Annotated in this window: 17 protein-coding genes; 16 read left to right on the top strand and 1 reads right to left on the bottom strand. The window is 41.5% G+C overall.

Annotation, left to right across the window (positions count from 1 at the left end; genetic code table 11):
- Nucleotides 1-224: 224 nt before the first annotated feature.
- The 11 genes from NST09_RS12430 (at nt 225) to NST09_RS12380 (ending at nt 12,062) form a co-directional block, all read left to right on the top strand.
- A complete protein-coding gene (locus tag NST09_RS12430) occupies nt 225-791 on the top strand; it encodes a biotin transporter BioY (protein WP_079920069.1) in 567 nt (188 codons plus the stop codon).
- Nucleotides 791-2,248 (top strand): acyl-CoA synthetase, encoded by a 1,458-nt coding sequence (locus NST09_RS12425; RefSeq protein WP_167764453.1) that lies wholly within the window; start codon nt 791-793, stop codon nt 2,246-2,248. The genes NST09_RS12430 and NST09_RS12425 overlap by 1 nt, the downstream gene beginning before the upstream one ends.
- Nucleotides 2,236-3,324 carry an acetyl-CoA C-acyltransferase gene (locus tag NST09_RS12420; RefSeq protein ID WP_210552101.1) on the top strand — a complete coding sequence of 363 codons (1,089 nt, stop codon included), beginning with the start codon at nt 2,236-2,238 and terminating at the stop codon, nt 3,322-3,324. The genes NST09_RS12425 and NST09_RS12420 overlap by 13 nt, the downstream gene beginning before the upstream one ends.
- 73 nt (nt 3,325-3,397) lie before the next feature.
- Nucleotides 3,398-4,480 (top strand): endolytic transglycosylase MltG, encoded by a 1,083-nt coding sequence (mltG, locus tag NST09_RS12415; RefSeq protein WP_025207696.1) that lies wholly within the window; start codon nt 3,398-3,400, stop codon nt 4,478-4,480.
- Nucleotides 4,481-4,693: 213 nt separating this feature from the next.
- Nucleotides 4,694-5,359: an O-methyltransferase gene (locus NST09_RS12410; protein ID WP_342493046.1), complete on the top strand. Its 666-nt coding sequence runs from the start codon at nt 4,694-4,696 to the stop codon at nt 5,357-5,359.
- The gene (locus tag NST09_RS12405; RefSeq protein ID WP_135226661.1) at nt 5,356-6,285 is read left to right on the top strand and encodes a peptidase U32 family protein; all 930 of its coding nucleotides are present in this window, start codon (nt 5,356-5,358) and stop codon (nt 6,283-6,285) included. The genes NST09_RS12410 and NST09_RS12405 overlap by 4 nt, the downstream gene beginning before the upstream one ends.
- 20 nt (nt 6,286-6,305) lie before the next feature.
- Nucleotides 6,306-7,574: a U32 family peptidase gene (locus NST09_RS12400; RefSeq protein WP_017358097.1), complete on the top strand. Its 1,269-nt coding sequence runs from the start codon at nt 6,306-6,308 to the stop codon at nt 7,572-7,574.
- 7 nt (nt 7,575-7,581) lie between these two features.
- Nucleotides 7,582-8,214, top strand: a complete 633-nt coding sequence (gene udk / locus NST09_RS12395; RefSeq protein ID WP_007501435.1) for a uridine kinase — start codon at nt 7,582-7,584, stop codon at nt 8,212-8,214.
- Nucleotides 8,215-9,062: 848 nt separating this feature from the next.
- Nucleotides 9,063-9,536, top strand: a complete 474-nt coding sequence (gene greA / locus NST09_RS12390) for a transcription elongation factor GreA (protein ID WP_007501433.1) — start codon at nt 9,063-9,065, stop codon at nt 9,534-9,536.
- A gap of 50 nt (nt 9,537-9,586) precedes the next feature.
- Nucleotides 9,587-11,329: a penicillin-binding protein 2 gene (locus NST09_RS12385; protein WP_144716587.1), complete on the top strand. Its 1,743-nt coding sequence runs from the start codon at nt 9,587-9,589 to the stop codon at nt 11,327-11,329.
- Nucleotides 11,330-11,396: 67 nt separating this feature from the next.
- The gene (locus NST09_RS12380; RefSeq protein ID WP_017367687.1) at nt 11,397-12,062 is read left to right on the top strand and encodes a YrrS family protein; all 666 of its coding nucleotides are present in this window, start codon (nt 11,397-11,399) and stop codon (nt 12,060-12,062) included.
- A 141-nt stretch (nt 12,063-12,203) separates the two neighbouring features.
- Here the strand turns inward: NST09_RS12380 and NST09_RS12375 are convergent, their stop codons facing one another.
- Nucleotides 12,204-12,410: a YrzA family protein gene (locus tag NST09_RS12375; protein ID WP_024718362.1), complete on the bottom strand. Its 207-nt coding sequence runs from the start codon at nt 12,408-12,410 to the stop codon at nt 12,204-12,206.
- Between the two features lie 187 nt (nt 12,411-12,597).
- Here NST09_RS12375 and NST09_RS12370 point away from each other — a divergent pair, with 187 nt between their 5' ends.
- The 5 genes from NST09_RS12370 to NST09_RS12350 all read left to right on the top strand — a co-directional run bounded on the left by NST09_RS12370 (nt 12,598) and on the right by NST09_RS12350 (nt 16,373).
- Nucleotides 12,598-13,239 carry a class I SAM-dependent methyltransferase gene (locus NST09_RS12370; RefSeq protein ID WP_116307217.1) on the top strand — a complete coding sequence of 214 codons (642 nt, stop codon included), beginning with the start codon at nt 12,598-12,600 and terminating at the stop codon, nt 13,237-13,239.
- Between the two features lie 15 nt (nt 13,240-13,254).
- Complete coding sequence (gene mtnN, locus NST09_RS12365; protein ID WP_019743016.1) at nt 13,255-13,950, top strand: 5'-methylthioadenosine/S-adenosylhomocysteine nucleosidase; 696 nt, start codon at nt 13,255-13,257, stop codon at nt 13,948-13,950.
- Nucleotides 13,951-13,996: 46 nt separating this feature from the next.
- Complete coding sequence (locus tag NST09_RS12360) at nt 13,997-14,920, top strand: cysteine synthase family protein (RefSeq protein WP_052320849.1); 924 nt, start codon at nt 13,997-13,999, stop codon at nt 14,918-14,920.
- Nucleotide 14,921: 1 nt separating this feature from the next.
- On the top strand, nt 14,922-16,070 hold the full coding sequence (locus tag NST09_RS12355; RefSeq protein WP_281215541.1) for a bifunctional cystathionine gamma-lyase/homocysteine desulfhydrase: 1,149 nt from the start codon (nt 14,922-14,924) through the stop codon (nt 16,068-16,070).
- Nucleotides 16,071-16,142: 72 nt separating this feature from the next.
- Entirely contained in the window at nt 16,143-16,373 is a 231-nt protein-coding gene (locus tag NST09_RS12350; protein ID WP_017358091.1) for a YrhC family protein, read from the top strand.
- The last annotated feature ends 56 nt before the right edge of the window (nt 16,374-16,429 follow it).

Below are 16,429 nucleotides of genomic sequence, written 5' to 3'. Positions count from 1 at the left end.
TTTAGTTAATCAGGAAATAAATAGATCTACAGTTAATTTAAGTTTAATTTAAAGACATGATGTTAATGCCGACATTCAATTTCAAGCCTAGAGGAATTAAAGTTTTATATTAAGTTAATTCTTTTTTACGTTCATTATGTCAACTTTAAATTATTTTAAGTTGACATAATGAACTGTACCTTATACTCTATTTTTAACAATGAATCGAGTGAGGGGTATGAAAATTGAAAATTCACGATATGATGCAAATGGCATTAATGACAGCAGTTATTGGGATGTTAGGATTGATTCCGCCTATTTTTCTTGCGTTTACACCTGTACCAATCACCTTACAAACCGCAGGTCTTTTGCTTGCTGGAGGGCTGTTAAAACCAAAGCAAGCGCTGATTAGTTTACTTCTGTTTCTTCTAATAGTGGCAGCAGGCGCACCTCTTTTATCTGGAGGGAGAGGCGGAATAGGGGTCTTTTTTGGGCCAAGCGGTGGTTTTTTACTTGCTTATCCAGTGGCTGCCTTTATGATCAGCCTGTGGCTGAACCGGCTGAAGAAAGTGACGGCCTTACGACTATTTTTGATCTATGCGGTATGCAGTATCGGGATATTATATATAAGCGGAATTCCCTTTCAAGCTGTGATGATGCATATAAAGATCACGCAAGCAGCTCTGTTCAGCGTCATTTATTTACCGGGTGATCTGATCAAAGCAGGGATATGTGCCGTCTTCACGGTGAAAATCATTCAAGCGATGTCATATCGAAAAAGGGACTTACATAGAGGGAGGCGAGCAGTTTGATGAGAATGACGGAAAGCTATGCAGCTCATGCAAAAGTGAAGCCAGGTCAGATGGCGATCATAGATGAAAAAGAGAAGATCACTTATGAAGATTGGCATGAGCGTGTGCAGTCATCTGCACAATGGTTAAAAGAAACGCCTCATCAGCAAAAAAGAGTCGCTTTTTTAGTATCAAATGGTGTTCCGTTTCTCCAACTATTTGCTGGCGCAGCTTCTGCAGGATGGACAGCGGTGCCTCTTGATCCGCGGTGGAGTGACAAGGAATGCGCAGAAAAGCTCTTATTAAGCGACGCGGACCTTGTCATTGTGGAAGATCGATATATCAAAAGGATTGAAAAGTACAAGCTGGACATGCCAGTGCTCTCTTTATCTGAATGGAAAGAAAGAATCAGCCTCAGCATAAACGTTCAATCGAACAAAGGTGAACCGGAGGAAGATCCTGCTTTTTATATGGGATTTACTTCAGGATCAACGGGATCGCCAAAAGCCTTTATAAGACGCCAGCAGTCATGGATCGAGAGCTTTCAAATGACAACATCCGTCTTTGGGATCACACATCAAGATCATGTACTGATTTTGGGCACACTTTTATCCTCTCATTTTTTATACGGCGCGATCAGCACACTTTATTTCGGGGGCACCGTGACATTGTTAGAAAAATTTGTGCCAGAGAAAGCAAAAAACATCTTAGAAAGAGGAGACATCACGGCTATTTATACGGTTCCGACCATGACAGAATCGTTACTGCAAATGGATGCTTTCGGAAAGAATCCGCTTCTTGTCCTGTCTTCTGGTGCAGATTGGGGAAACTCTTCAAAAAAACAGCTCGTCAACCGCTATCCTCACATCACATTTTTTGATTTTTATGGAACATCAGAATTGAGTTTTGTTTCCTATTTATCTTCTGATGACTTTCTGCAAAAACCTACTTCTGTCGGAAAACCTTTTCCTTCTATTCAGGTTGAAGTCAGGAGGGCAGATCAAACCGTTTGCAAGTCAAATGAAATAGGGAGAATTTATGTGAAAAGCCCAATGTCTTTTTCAGGCTATTTACAAGATGAAAAGCCGCCCGAAGAGTGGCTGACCGTATATGACATGGGGTGGCTCGACGAAGATGGTTACTTGTATATGAGCGGCCGAGAGAATGGCATGATTGTCTATGGGGGACTGAATATTTTTCCAGAGGAAATTGAGCGTGTGCTGAATGAACAGCCAGAGGTGAATCGGTCAATCGTGATTGGACTTCCTGATCCATATTGGGGCGAAATCCCTGTTGCCATTATTGAGAATGTACAGCAAACAAAAACCATTCGGCAAGCTGTAAAAGAAACATTAGCGGCATACAAAGTACCAAAAAAATGGCTCGTCACGGACAAAATGATCGAAACATCAGGAGGGAAAATCGCTCGTGCCAGTATGAAAAAGTGGGCGGAGGAACAATTATCATGCAAGCCGTGATCGTACAAGCGAAGCGGACGCCCTTCGGTGAGAAAAATGGAATGTTGAAGGATTACCAGCCAGAGCATCTAGCCGCGCCCTTGATCCAGCATTTTTCAAACGTGACCAAGCCAGATGACATCATTTTAGGCAATGTCGTCGGGGGTGGTGGCAACATTGCCCGTCTGTCCTCGTTAGAAGCAGGGCTTTCATTACATATTCCGGGTATGACCATTGATAGGCAGTGTGCTTCCGGTCTTGAAGCCATTAGAACGGCGTGCATCATGATTCAGTCGGGGGAGGGATCAATGTATATCGCTGGTGGAACGGAAAGCATTTCTCGGTCACCAATGAAAGAAAGGGCCCGCTTTTCTCCAGAGTGGATAGGGGACCCTCATATGGGGGAAGCGGCAGAGCTGACGGCGTCGAGATTTTCAGTTGCGAGACAAGAGCAAGATGACTATGCACTTTTAAGCTGGGAACGAAGTATAACCGCATTCAAGCAAGGAACGTATTCAGAAGAAATTGTTCCGATTAGCGGGATGAGTACAGATGAAGCGGCAGCTAAAATAAGACCGATTGCAAGCTTGATAAAGCGGGCAAAACCTGTCTTTTTACCAGGCAAAGGTACTGTGACTGTGACCAATAGCTGTAAAGAAGCAGATGGTGCAGCTGCCGTCGTTGTGATGGAAAGAGCGGAAGCGGAGGCAAAAGGCTTCAGCCCTATGCTGCGGTATATCGGGAGTGCCGTGACCGCTATAGACCCGCATTATCCTGCTGCTTCACCAATTGATGCAATCAAGAAACTTTTACATAAAGAACAGGTGAAGATAGAAGATGTTGCACTTTTTGAAATCAATGAAGCGTTTGCGCTCAAAGTAGTGCTCATTGCCCGGACACTAGGTATTCCTTATGACCGTATCAATAAAAGAGGCGGTGCGCTTTGTCTTGGGCATCCATATAGCGCCTCGGGAGCTGCTATGATGGTGAGACTGTTTTACGAAGCCCGCGCCCTACCGAATGGAAGCTATGTCATGGCTGCAATTGGAAGTGGAGGCGGTGTCGGTTTAGCCACACTATGGCAAGTTCTGTCATGACATGCATGAGCAAGTAATTGCCGAACTCCGTCGAATCATGTACTATAAAAGCTAGATGTGAGGAGGGCCATGCATGTTTTCAGAACAAAAGAAACGACCATTTTTTAAACGAAAAATGGGGATCGTCCTGTTATCTGTACTTGCTGTGATCATCATTGCAGCATTATCAGGTTTTTTATATGTAAAATCAGCACTCGGGCCGGTCGATCAAAAAAGCAAACAAACCATTAATATTCATATTCCAAATGGGACATCTGTCAGTGGAATTGCGAGCATTTTAAAAGAAAATGAGCTGATTTCAAATGACACGATTTTCACTTACTATGCAAAGTACAAAAAAGCATCAGGCTTTAAAGCGGGCTATTTTCATCTCAAACAAACAATGGATGCGGATCAGCTGATTCAAAAGCTGACATCTGGCGGGACAGATTACGCATTTCAGCTTGTGATACCTGAAGGGAAACAGTTGTCTGATATTGCAGCTATTATCGCAAACCAGACGAATTTTTCAGCGAAGGAAGTTGAAGCGAAGCTGGATGATCCAGCCTTTATTAAAAAATTGATGAAAAAATACCCGAAAACGGTGACATCACAAGTGAACGGGAAACAGGTCAAGCATCCGTTAGAGGGATATTTATTCCCGGCGACGTATCCGTTTTATCGTGAGGATGAATCACTTGAAACCATCATTGACACAATGATTAAACAAACAGATCAATATGTAAAAACGTATGAAAAGGACATGAAAAAGAGAAAGATGTCCATCCATGATGTCCTAACGATGGCATCCCTGATAGAAATGGAAGCAACTGAAAAAACAGACCGGTCAAAAATATCAAGTGTGTTTTATAACCGGTTGAAAAAGGATATGCCGCTTCAAACAGATCCAACCGTTCTTTATGCGCTTGGCGAGCATAAATCCCGTGTTTATTACAAAGATTTAAAAGTAAAATCACCATATAATACGTATACAAACAAAGGGCTGCCGCCTGGACCTATTGCCAATGCTGGAGAATCTTCTTGGAAAGCAGCACTCCATCCAGAGAAAACAGATTTTGTTTACTTCCTAGCAAAGAAAAATGGCGAAGTCGTCTTTACGAAAACGTTAAATGAGCACAACAAAGCGAAAGCGAAATACATCACAGGCAGCAACTAACGCCCATGTGAGAGGAAAAAGACTGTAGACAATGGTGAAATTGCCTGCAGTTTTTTTTCGTTGTTATATCCATTTTATAGGTTCGCAATTACCACATCTTTGTGGTAAAATATATCGGGTTGTTTTTACTTAGATGAACGAAAGATTGACGAGAAAGAGAGCTGCAGCAGGCAGGACTCTTCTTTTTCAGGTCATGAAGGAGCTAGACATATAATGACAATCGAAGATGATCAAATAAATGATTATATTGAAGATTTAATTGAGCCGAGTCCTGATGCCATCGCTCAATTAGAGGAGTATGCGAAAGAGCATCATGTGCCAATCATGGAAAAGGTGAGCATTGAACTGTTATTGCAGCTGCTTTCTTTGAAAAAACCGAAGAAGATTCTTGAGGTTGGGACAGCGATTGGCTATTCAGCGATTCGAATGGCAGAAGCTCTGCCAGATGCTGAAATCTATACGATTGAGCGAAATGCAAAACGTTATGAGGAAGCGACACGGAATATTGAAGAATTACATTTCAAAGATAGAATTCACGTGTTTTTTGGCGATGCGATCGAATCAGCTAAAACGGTTCAGACGATGGCGTCCTATGATGTGATCTTCATTGATGCGGCAAAAGGCCAGTATCAACGCTTTTTTGAGCTGTTTGAACCGATGCTGTCCGATGACGGAATGATTATTACAGACAACGTATTATTTAAAGGCTTAGTTGCGACAAATTATGAAGAAGAAATTGAAGATAAACGAAAAAAACAATTAATAGGCAAAATTGATCGATACAATCAATGGCTGATGTCAAATCCTGACTACCAAACGTGTATCATTCCGGTTGGAGATGGGATCGCTATTAGTACAAAAAGAGGTGACCAATCATGAAAAAACCAGAATTGCTTGTGACGCCAAGCAAGGTGTCGGATGTACTGCCGCTCATTGAAGCGGGTGCTGACGCATTTTTAATAGGTGAACAAACATATGGAATCCGTCTTGCAGGTGAGTTTTCAAGAGAAGATGTGAAACAAACGGTTCAACTCGCACATGCACATCACAAAAAAGTATATGTCGCCATGAATGCGATTTTTCATAATGACCGTGTGGCACTGCTTGGAGATTATTTAACCTTTCTCGATGGGTTAAACGTGGATGGTGTCGTTTTTGGAGATCCGGCAGTGATCATGGCCGCAAAAGAAACAGGTGTCAACCTGAATCTGCACTGGAGTACAGAAACAACTGGGACAAACTATTACACTTGTAACTACTGGGGCAGAAAAGGCGCAACACGTGCTGTTCTTGCCAAAGAACTCAATATGGATAGCGTGATTGATATCAAAGAAAACGCTGAAGTGGAGATTGAAATTCAAGTCCACGGCATGACCTGTATGTTCCAATCGAAACGGACACTTGTTGGCAACTATTTTGAATATCAAGGCAAACAAATGGACGTGGAAGGAAGAAATATGGAAGAAGGTCTATTCCTTCACGACCAGGAGCGTCAAAACAAATATCCTATTTTTGAGGATGAAAATGGCACTCACATTATGAGTCCAAATGATGTATGTATGATTGATGAATTAGAAGAATTTGTCGACGCAGGCATTGACTCATTTAAAATTGACGGAATTTTAAAGTCACTTTCTTATATGACAGAGGTGACATCCCTCTATCGAAAAGCCATTGATTTACTAGTGACTGATAAGGAAGCCTATGAAGATCAGAAAGATGAATGGCTGGAGCGTATTGAACAGATCCAGCCTGTCAACCGCTCAATCGATACAGGATTCTTCTTTAAAGAAACGGTTTATTAAGATAAAAGGAGGCAGAGGAAATGGCACTTTTAAAAGATGGAATTTCTGAAGTGATCGATGGAAAACGTGTCATTACAAAAAAACCAGAACTGCTAGCGCCAGCAGGTAACTTAGAAAAACTAAAAATTGCTGTGCATTATGGAGCGGACGCTGTTTTTATTGGCGGGAAAGAATTTGGACTTCGTTCAAATGCAGATAACTTTTCAATCGAAGAAATGGCAGAAGGTGTCGCATTTGCGAACAAATACGGTGCTCGCATTTATGTGACAACGAATATTTTCGCCCACAACGAAAACATGGACGGGCTGGAAGAATATCTTCAAGGGATTGAAGGAGCGGGTGTAGCGGGAATTATTGTCGCTGATCCACTCATCATCGAAACATGCAAACGAGTAGCTCCAAAACTTGAAGTTCACTTGAGCACACAGCAATCTCTTTCAAATTGGAAAGCTGTGCAGTTTTGGAAGGAAGAAGGGCTTGAGCGTGTGGTCCTTGCACGTGAAACAAGCGCCCTAGAGATTAAAGAAATGAAAGAAAAAGTGGATATTGAAATCGAAACGTTCATTCACGGGGCGATGTGTATTGCTTATTCTGGCCGCTGCGTGCTCAGTAACCATATGACAGCGAGAGATTCAAACCGCGGAGGCTGCTGCCAATCTTGCCGCTGGGATTATGATCTTTATAAACTAGAAGGCTCTGAGGAAGCGCCTTTATTCGGTGAAGAAGATGCACCATTTGCGATGAGTCCAAAAGATTTAAAACTCATCGAATCCATACCGCAAATGATCGAAATGGGAATTGACAGCTTAAAGATTGAAGGACGAATGAAGTCCATTCATTATGTAGCAACAGTTGTCAGTGTCTATCGTAAAGTCATTGATGCTTACTGTGCGGATCCAGACAATTTCGTCATTCAACAAGAATGGCTCGATGAATTAGACAAATGTGCCAACCGTGACACGGCTCCTGCCTTTTTTGAAGGTGTACCAGGAACGGATGAACAAATGTTTGGCATTCACGGAAAGAAAACGACCTTTGATTTCGTCGGACTTGTACTTCATTATGATGAACAAGAACAAATTGTCACATTACAGCAGCGTAATTTCTTTAAAGCTGGCGACGAAGTTGAATTTTTCGGTCCAGAAATCGAAAATTTCACATGCAAGATTGAGACGATTTGGGACGAAAAAGGGAACGAACTCGATGCCGCTCGTCATCCACTGCAAATTGTGAAATTTAAGCTTGATCAAAAAGTATACCCTAGCAACATGATGAGAAAGGGGAAATAACCGGCACATGGGGAAAAAACCAGTGGTGATTGGAATCGCTGGCGGCTCGGGTTCAGGTAAAACGAGCGTCACCAATTCCATTTACGAAAAATTTAAAGGACATTCAATCCTCATGCTTCAGCAAGATTTATATTACAAAAATCAAAGTCATATGCCATTTGAAGAGCGCCTGCTGACCAATTATGATCATCCGCTTGCATTTGACAATGACCTGATGATTGAGCATGTAGAAGCGCTGCTAAAGTACGAGTCCATTGAAAAACCGATTTATGATTTTAAACTAAACACACGTTCAGAAGAGACGGTACATGTTGAACCCAAAGATGTCATCATCGTTGAAGGAATCTTTGCTCTTGAAAACGAACGTCTAAGAAACTTAATGGATATTAAACTGTATGTGGATACTGATGCAGATCTTCGGATCATTCGCCGTATTTTACGTGATACGAAAGAAAGAGGCAGATCGATTGATTCCGTGATTGAACAATATGTATCTGTCGTCAGACCGATGCACAATCAATTCATTGAACCGTCAAAACGATACGCGGATATCATCATCCCAGAAGGCGGTCAAAATCATGTGGCCATTGATCTCATGGTGACAAAAATTCAAACGATTCTTCAAAACCGCGGAGAGTAAATGGTGGAGAAGAACAAAGACCTTTACGATGTAAAGGTCTCAGCGTGTAGACAAACCCTCGCATTCTTTGTCAGTCCTGCGTGCTGGTGCTCACGAATGACAAATTCGCTCCGCGCCAGTACTCGTCCTTCCTAGACTGCAAAGGTTTTCTATCACGCTGAAAAAAGAAGACAAAGGGCTAAAATAAAGTTCATTTTAGCCCTTTGTCAACAATCTGAGACCTTTACGACGTAAAGGTCTTTTCAACATCATGCTCTTGTAGTCAATACTTTAGTAATGGCTAGTCCGAAATCATTGGTGAGCAATGTAAGAAGCAGCCCCCTGAATAAAAGATTTGATATGATAGGAAAACAATGCTGCGAAATGGAGACAGGAAAATCACGATGGGATGCTGAAAGTTTCAGTTATTCCTGCTTTGTAAAAGTATATTAAAAAAACGACAAACAAATCATCACAAATTTTCAAACAATTCTTGATCAAAATGCAATTTTGTAATAATATAGCATAGACATATCGTACACTGACCATATTATGTATTGGAAGATGGAGAATGGATAAGCTATTCTTCTACATATGATCGAAATGGCCGAACGAGGTACAGGAGCTTCCTGTGCCTTTCCACAGTTTGTGCGATGAAGATAATACATCATCATGAGACCGCTGCTGTTCCTGCCTAATAAAAAGGCATAATAGTTGCATCTAAAAGGGACGCCATGTAAGATGGACTTTTACGAATATGGGACAGAAGGAATGAGGGCCGGAATATGTCCTCATTCTTGTATATTTCAGTCGTCACTCACATGCAGAAAGCTTGTATGATGAGGATTAATAGAAGGAGTGAATGATTCATGGCACAAGAGAAAGTATTTCCAATGACAGAAGAAGGAAAGCGCAAATTAGAAGAAGAGCTTGAATATTTGAAAACGGTTAAACGTAAAGAGGTTGTAGAGCGTATTAAAATCGCTAGAAGTTTTGGAGACCTCTCTGAAAACTCGGAATATGATTCTGCTAAAGAAGAGCAAGCGTTTGTAGAAGGTCGTATTACAACGCTTGATAATATGATTCGTAATGCCAAAATTATTGAAGATGAAGGTAACTCAAATATTGTTTCACTCGGTAAAACGGTGACATTCGTTGAATTACCGGACGGTGAAGAAGAGTCTTATACGATTGTAGGAAGTGCAGAAGCTGATCCGTTTGAAGGCAAAATTTCAAACGATTCACCAATTGCAAAAAGTCTTTTAGGCAAACAAGTAGACGACAAAGTCACGGTTCAAACACCTGGCGGAGAAATGTTCGTCCAAATTGTAAAAATTTCATAATTACGTTTATACGATGAACACCTCGTCAACAATAGGGACGAGGTGTTTTTATGCTGAAAACAAGAAGAATCCAATGGACAGGTGCCATTATTTTTATATTATTGCTCGGTCTCCTATTTAGATTAGCGGAAATTCAGTTGTTTTTCACAGAATCTTTTTCAAAGCTTGATATTAATTTGATCCAAGAAAGTGTCAGGCAGCGGACAGAAGAAGTAGTCATTTCAGACGGACGCGGCGAATTTTTAGATCGAAACGGCGAGGCACTTCTCACAAAGGAAGAGCCAGCGGTCATCATATTTCCATTCCTGCAATATGACCTCCCTCACTTAAAGCAAACCGCTTCTATACTTGAGATGAAAGAAGATGAACTGAAAAGCCAGTTGACAGAAACGAAGAAACCACTCATTTTAAAAGATGATATGACGAAAAAAAAGCTGAAAGACATCAATGATATGAAATATTCAGGTGTTTACGGCGTATATATGAAAGAGAAGGACAAAAAAAGACTTGCCCTCCACACATTAGGCTTCACAAGTGAGAATCCAGAACTCTTGAGAAAGCGTTATCCGGACAAAAAAGAACTTTCAATCCGCACTGAGATCGGTACATTCGGTTTGGAAAGTACATTTGACGAATTTCTATTACCAGAGCAAGACACAAAATTGTTATATCATGTGGACGGAAGGGGAAACCCTTTGTTTGGGATGGACGTCAAATATACAGCAGAAGCTCATTCGTTTTATCCGCTGCAAGTGCAGACAACTATGGACGAAGACATGCAGAGGGAAATGGAGAATGCTCTCAAAGCGCAAGGGGTTGAAAAAGGCGGAGCGGTTCTGCTCGACATTCAAAATAGCAGTGTGCTGGCGATGGCGAGTGTTCCAAATGTGACCAGCAAAAACCGGCATGAGGCAAGAAATTACATGCTGACCGCAATGGCTCCCGGTTCTGTATTTAAAACGGTCGTACTTGCCGCAGCGATTGAAAAAAATTTGAACCAGCCACAAACGATGTATGATTGTCGAAAGAATTTATATGGAGAGCCAGAAGGAAAGCAGGAAGTACTGAATCTGTCTGAAAGCTTTGCGCAAAGCTGTAATTATACATTTGCGACACTCGCTGAGCAGCTCATCCAAACAGATGATCAAATCCTTGAAAAGACAGCTTCAAAGCTTGGGCTTGTGGATCGAGCCGGCTGGGAAGGGGATGTATACCATAAGCAACAATTCAAACAGTTTGATCGTGAAGAAACAGGCAGTGTGTGGGGAGATAAAAGAGACAAGCATGTCAAAAAAGCCATTGCGCAAACGGCAATTGGTCAAAAAAATGTCAAAATAACCCCCTTACAAATTGCCAATATGATGGCAACGATTGCAAGGGGCGGAGAACGAAAAGAAGTGAGGATTGCAGATAAAGTGATGTATCAAAACGGAACAACGATGCTATCCTTTCAAAACAAACGACCTGATGGTGACAGTATTGACCGCTATACAGCTCAAACCTTGCAAAAGTACTTAAGGCAGGTGGTGACCTCTGACAAAGGAACAGGAAGAAGATTTCAAGACCTGCCGTTCCATATAGCAGGGAAATCAGGCACTGCCCAAACCGGCAGCAAAGATAAACAGGGGAATCCACTTTATCACAAGTGGTTTGCCGGATATTTTCCGGCAGAAAAACCAAAATACGCTCTCGTCGTTGTTCACCTTGATGAGGCAAGTGGCCGGGCTAAGACAAATGAAGCGTTTTATGATATTGTAAAAAAGGTCAATGAAATTGAAAAGAAACAGACATAGAACATCCCTTCATGTCATGTTAGAATAGTAACGACTTAGGGAACAGAGGCAAAGGAGTGCAGAGATTTTGAGTAGAAATTCTCGATTTGAACATCGTGATAAGCGCAGAAAGGCGAATATGGTGCTTAACATATTAATTGGTATCGTTGTGGTGCTTATTTTGGTTGTCGCATCGAGTTTGTTAATTTTTAATAAACCGAAAGATACAAATGTAGCAGACGAACCATCCAAAACAGCACCTGCATCGAGTGAAAATAAACAAAACTCAGAAGAAGATGTGAAAGATCAAAAGAAAGATACATCCGATGATGCGGATGCAAAAAAAGACGATTCATCTGACAAAAAAGACGATACAAAGAAAACAGATGATGAAGAAGAGCCAAACAAAGATGCGTTAAAAGATGCCACAGAAACAGATGGCGGTAAAACAAGTGACGTAGACAAAACATATGAAAACGATAACTGGGAGCCTGTAGGAACAGAGCAATCGGGATCACATACAGCAACCTATGATGCTAACTCAAAAGACTGGAAAGAAATGATCAAAGCCATGTCCTATGCGACAGGAATCTCAGAAGACCAAATGACTGTTATTTGGTTAGGAAATAACGGAGGACCTCAAGATGCAAAAGGAACCATCCGTGATAAATCAACAGGTGAACGCTACCGTGTAGAAATTACGTGGGTGGACGAAAAAGGCTGGAAACCTGTGAAGGTTGAAAAATTAAAATAAAATAAAAAAGATGCATGCAAAAAGGCTAAAATGAACTTCATTTTAGCCTTTTTATTCTTTTCAGCGTGATAGAAAACCTTTGCAGTCTAGGAAGGACTAGCACCGGCGCACAGACCTGACTGCCTACACGCTGATCTTTTTTTATGAGACATTCGCTTTAAAATGAACAACTGCTGTATACAAAATCTTATCATCAATGACAGTCGTTTGATGACTCACAGAATGAACAGTCAGCAAGATCGCCTGATTATGTTCAATTTGTTTTTGGATCTTTTGTTCAAGTTCTTTTAAAGACGTTGCTTCAAAAAATTCAATTTTGTCCTTTAAAAAATCCAGTTGAAAATCCATTTCATTCATCCCTCCATGCTCTAGATTCATCATAATCTCTCACATTCAAAAGGGCAAATATTTTTCTACCCCACCCAGTATTTTTTAGTAGGAAAGAATCAGAAGATGTGGTAGGATAAGAACTGTTCGACGGAATAAAACATACTATACGGATAGGAATAAATAGATAAAGTGGAGGGAAAGAAAAATGGGACGTGAGTTTCTTTCTTTATTTGATCATTGGGCTGAATCTTATGATGACACTGTAAGTGGTCATGACGAGCAGTATAAAGAAGTGTTTCGCCGGTATCCGGCCATTCTAAAAGAGATTACTCGCCGTGCAGGTCAACATGTCATTGAGTTTGGAAGCGGCACAGGAAACCTAACAGCGGCACTGCTTCAAGCAGATAAGAAAGTGTTTGGCGTTGAACCTTCAGAGGCCATGAAGAAAGCGGCTCTTCAAAAAGGAATACCAAATGTATTTCATGACGGGGATTTTTTATCGTTTCCATCTCCACCTTTTGAGCCAGATACGATCGTCAGTTCATATGCTTTCCATCATTTAACGGACGACGAAAAAAAACAAGCCATCCACACCTATGGCAACATCCTTCCCTCAGGTGGTAAAATAGTCTTTGCTGATACAATGTTTCAAAATCAAGCAGCACATCAAGCTGAAATAAACAAAGCGAAAGCCGCTGGATTCGATCAGCTTGCAGAGGATTTAGAAACGGAATACTATCCATCCATAGGTGTGTTAAAGCAAATCTTTGAAGAAGAAGGTTTTAGCACATCTTTTCATCAAATGAATGATTTTGTGTGGATCGTAGAAGCGAAGAAAAGGGAATGAAAGGATGTTTTTAATTTGAAAATCGCAGTGATAGGTGCAATGGAAGAAGAAGTGACGATTTTAAGAGATCAACTAAAGAATGCCACACAAGAAAACATCGCTGGCTGTGAATTTACAACAGGTGTTTATGAAGATAAAGAAGTGATTTTATTAAAATCAGGGATTGGAAAAGTGAATGCAGCGGTCAGCACAACACTTCTGCTTGACCGCTTTCAGCCAGATTATGTGATCAATACAGGATCAGCTGGCGGTTTCCATCACTCATTAAATGTAGGTGATATTGTCATCTCTACTGATGTTAGACATCATGATGTGGACGTGACGATCTTTAATTACGAATATGGACAAGTGCCAGGATTACCAGCTGCTTTCATCGCAGATGATCAGCTTGTGAAGCTGGCAGAGGAATCTGCTTCAGAAATCGATCATATTCAAGTGGCAAAAGGAACGATTGCAACAGGAGATTCATTTATGGATGATCCTGGTCGTGTCGCGTTTGTGAGAGAGAAATTTCCAGAGCTGTATGCAGTGGAAATGGAGGCAGCTGCAGTTGCGCAAGTTTGCCATCTATTTGAAACGCCATTTGTGGTCGTTCGAGCGTTGTCAGATATTGCTGGGAAAGAATCCAATATCTCTTTTGATCAATTTCTAGAGCAAGCAGCGATTCACTCAACAGACCTTGTCCTGCGTATGATAAAGCAAACACAATAAAAGAAGGGGTTTCCCCCTTCTTTTCCATACAAAGGAAGGGATTTATATGGCTGTCATACATGATATTACGGAATTAATTGGCCACACACCGCTTTTAAAACTGTCAGGGATGGGTGTGCCGGCAGGTGTTGATGTTTATGCAAAACTTGAAATGATGAACCCAGGCGGAAGTATTAAGGATCGCTTAGGTGATATGCTGATTAAAGAAGCGCTGGCATCGGGCAAACTGCGCCCAGGCGGAACCATTATTGAAGCAACTGCAGGAAACACAGGCATCGGGCTTGCGCTAAGTGCAAGAAAACATCAATTGCATCCGATCTTCTGTGTACCAGAACATTTTAGTCAAGAGAAACAACAGCTCATGAAGGCGCTTGGTGCAGAGATTATTCATACACCAAGAAAAGATGGGATGAAGGGTGCGATTGATCGGGCCCTTGAACTAGAGGCAAGCCTTGTCAATGCGTATTGTGTCTTACAATTTAAAAACCAAGTAAATCCATTGACTTACTATAAAACGCTCGGGCCAGAAATATGGTCTGACCTCCAGGGTAACATAGACGTGTTTGTAGCAGGAGCGGGCTCTGGCGGAACGTTTCAAGGCTGTGCTGCCTATTTAAAAGAGCAAAAAGAAGCGCTAAAAACAGTGATCGTGGAACCAGAAGGATCTATTTTAAATGGCGGAAAGCCGGGGCCGCATAGAACGGAAGGAATTGGCCTTGAATTTATTCCAGATTATATGGAATCGACTTTATTTGACGAGATTTATACCGTCAGTGACGATGATGCATTCCGAATGGTGAAAGAAGCAGCTGAAAAGGAAGGTGTTCTGATCGGAAGCTCGTCTGGAGCCGCTCTATTTGCCGCTTTAGAGGAAGCGAAAAAGGCATCACCTGGGACAGTGATCGTCACCATTTTTCCTGATAGCAGTGAGCGTTATCTAAGTAAAGGTATTTATGAGGGAGGAAAATAAAATGAAGCCAAAAACAATGATGATTCATAGTGGAATCACTGGTGATGAAAAAACAGGAGCCGTGTCTGTTCCTATTTACCAAGTCAGCACCTATAAGCAGCCTAAAGCAGGCGAGCACACTGGATATGAATATTCCAGAACTGCGAATCCAACAAGAACAGCACTGGAAACAGTCGTTCGTGATCTTGAAGGCGGGGCAAACGGCTATGCATTCGGTTCAGGAATGGCTGCAATTACAGCCGTGATGATGCTGTTTAACAGCGGAGATCATATCGTACTGACTGACGACGTGTACGGCGGAACCTATCGTGTGATGACAAAGGTGCTCAACCGGATTGGCATTAAAGCCACATTTGTAGACACAAGTGATCCTGAAGCGGTGAAAAAAGCAATTTTACCAGAAACAAAAGCCGTCTATATTGAATCACCAACCAATCCATTGCTGAAAATGACCGATCTACAAGCCATAAGCCGGATCACAAAAGAAGCTGGCATCTTGATGATTGTCGATAATACGTTTTTTACCCCATATTTTCAAAAGCCGATTTCATATGGGGCTGACATTGTCTTGCACAGTGCCACAAAATATTTAGGCGGCCATAGTGATGTGGTGGGCGGACTTGTCGTGACAGCTACTGAAGAGCTTGGTGAAGAACTGCACTTTGTTCAAAACTCTACAGGCGGTATTCTTGGACCGCAAGATGCGTGGCTTCTAATGCGAGGGATGAAAACGCTCGGACTAAGAATGGAAGCACATCAACAAAACGCGCAGAAAATCGCTGAGTTTTTAGAACAGCATCCTGCGATTACACGTGTCTATTACCCAGGTTTAAGCGCTCACCCAGGGCATGAGCTTGCAAAAACTCAAGCAACAGGCTTTGGCGGTATGATTTCTTTTGATATTGGAAAAGAAGAAAATGTCGACGTGTTTTTAAGCCAATTAAAATTGTTTACAATCGCAGAAAGCCTAGGGGCGGTTGAAAGTTTAATCTCTGTTCCTGCTCGCATGACCCATGCATCTATTCCAAAAGAGCGTAGAGAAGAGCTTGGCATCACAGATGGTTTAATCCGTATTTCTGTCGGTATTGAGGATATTGATGACTTATTACATGATATTGAACAAGGGCTCGACGCAGTAACGAATGGATAGATTTACATGTCCCTCGCTTTCTCTCACTATGGTAAGCTATCAATAGACATTGATAGCGGGAAGGTGAAACAAGTGAAGAAAAAGTGGGATGGTTTAGTGACAGATTACAAGCAATACGCTTTTATTTTGCTTGCTGTCAGCACCTTTTTATATATTGGTACGATTTTACCAAATCAGCACATAGAAGCATCACCAAAAATGCTGATGCTGGCAGTTGATTGTGTTTTCCTATTGGCTGCTTTCCTTTGCGTGAAACGTGCGATCTTTTTTCAAAAAAAGCTACAAGAACTAGATGAAGATTAAGCAAAAAGTCTCCTCATATGATGAGGAGACTTTTTTGATTACACTGGATAATCGGA

Origin of the sequence: Bacillus sp. FSL W7-1346 (genome assembly GCF_038593335.1) — a bacterium.
Lineage (GTDB): Bacteria > Bacillota > Bacilli > Bacillales > Bacillaceae > Bacillus > Bacillus altitudinis.
This window is presented reverse-complemented; position numbering and strand designations above follow the sequence as displayed.

Excerpts from the sequence above, each read along its gene's own strand:
- NST09_RS12405 (WP_135226661.1), top strand. The coding sequence starts at position 5,356 with ATGAAAAAACCAGAATTGCTTGTGACGCCAAGCAAGGTGTCGGATGTA.
- NST09_RS12385 (WP_144716587.1), top strand. The coding sequence starts at position 9,587 with ATGCTGAAAACAAGAAGAATCCAATGGACAGGTGCCATTATTTTTATA.
- NST09_RS12360 (WP_052320849.1), top strand. The coding sequence starts at position 13,997 with ATGGCTGTCATACATGATATTACGGAATTAATTGGCCACACACCGCTT.
- NST09_RS12425 (WP_167764453.1), top strand. The coding sequence starts at position 791 with ATGAGAATGACGGAAAGCTATGCAGCTCATGCAAAAGTGAAGCCAGGT.
- greA (WP_007501433.1), top strand. The coding sequence starts at position 9,063 with ATGGCACAAGAGAAAGTATTTCCAATGACAGAAGAAGGAAAGCGCAAA.
- NST09_RS12370 (WP_116307217.1), top strand. The coding sequence starts at position 12,598 with ATGGGACGTGAGTTTCTTTCTTTATTTGATCATTGGGCTGAATCTTAT.
- udk (WP_007501435.1), top strand. The coding sequence starts at position 7,582 with ATGGGGAAAAAACCAGTGGTGATTGGAATCGCTGGCGGCTCGGGTTCA.
- NST09_RS12410 (WP_342493046.1), top strand. The coding sequence starts at position 4,694 with ATGACAATCGAAGATGATCAAATAAATGATTATATTGAAGATTTAATT.
- mltG (WP_025207696.1), top strand. The coding sequence starts at position 3,398 with ATGTTTTCAGAACAAAAGAAACGACCATTTTTTAAACGAAAAATGGGG.
- NST09_RS12420 (WP_210552101.1), top strand. The coding sequence starts at position 2,236 with ATGCAAGCCGTGATCGTACAAGCGAAGCGGACGCCCTTCGGTGAGAAA.
- NST09_RS12375 (WP_024718362.1), bottom strand. The coding sequence starts at position 12,410 with ATGGATTTTCAACTGGATTTTTTAAAGGACAAAATTGAATTTTTTGAA.
- NST09_RS12355 (WP_281215541.1), top strand. The coding sequence starts at position 14,922 with ATGAAGCCAAAAACAATGATGATTCATAGTGGAATCACTGGTGATGAA.
- NST09_RS12400 (WP_017358097.1), top strand. The coding sequence starts at position 6,306 with ATGGCACTTTTAAAAGATGGAATTTCTGAAGTGATCGATGGAAAACGT.